Origin of the sequence: Neobacillus drentensis (assembly GCF_036966985.1) — a bacterium.
In the GTDB taxonomy this organism is placed as follows: Bacteria; Bacillota; Bacilli; order Bacillales; family Cytobacillaceae; genus Neobacillus; species Neobacillus drentensis_E.
In genome coordinates this window covers 1-672 of the sequence record NZ_JBALSN010000450.1, presented here as the reverse complement: position 1 = coordinate 672, position 672 = coordinate 1, and the positions used below count along the sequence as shown (strand labels likewise).

The 672-nt window shown below is 35.4% G+C and carries 1 protein-coding gene; it reads left to right on the top strand.

What is annotated here, in order from left to right; translation table 11 throughout:
- Positions 1 to 54: 54 nt before the first annotated feature.
- A partial coding sequence (locus V7659_RS24950; protein ID WP_420491769.1) for an ABC transporter permease occupies positions 55 to 672 on the top strand: 618 nt, incomplete at its 3' end.

Sequence of the window (672 nt, the reverse complement as noted above, 5' to 3'; positions counted from 1 at the left end):
GTTAACGACATAGAAGATTGGAGCATTTAACTTAAAAAAGAAAGGATGATAAAAATGTCTACACAAACAATTGCACAGAACAAAGCCATTTCAATTAAAAAAATGAAAGCACAATTAACAAATAGTTACTCTATTTGGCGAGGATTAACTCTGCCTGTTGTCGTATTGTTTTTATGGCAATTGTTAAGTTCACTCGGTATCTTGTCCGAACAATTATTTTCTTCACCATTGCTAATTGTCACCCGCTTCATAGAACTAGTCCAGTCAGGGGAGATGGCTAAACATTTGCAAATTAGTTTATTTCGAGCATTTCTCGGCTTTGCTATCGGCGGTTTTCTCGGATTATTAATAGGTGTCATTGTTGGCATGAACAAAAGGGCAGAGGAATATTTAAACCCAAGTATCCAAATGCTTCGAACTGTCCCACTGCTTGTGATTACACCACTATTTATCATGTGGTTAGGGTTTGGTGAATTATCTAAAATATTACTAATTGCTTTAGGTGCCTTTTTCCCTTTATATTTACAAACCTTTTTAGGCATTCGTAATGTCGATAAAAAACTATACGATGTTGCTCAAATATTAGAGTACAGCCGAATAGAGCAAATAACTAAGCTGATGATTCCAGCTTCTTTACCTAATATATTACTAGGTATCCGCTTAGCTCTAAGC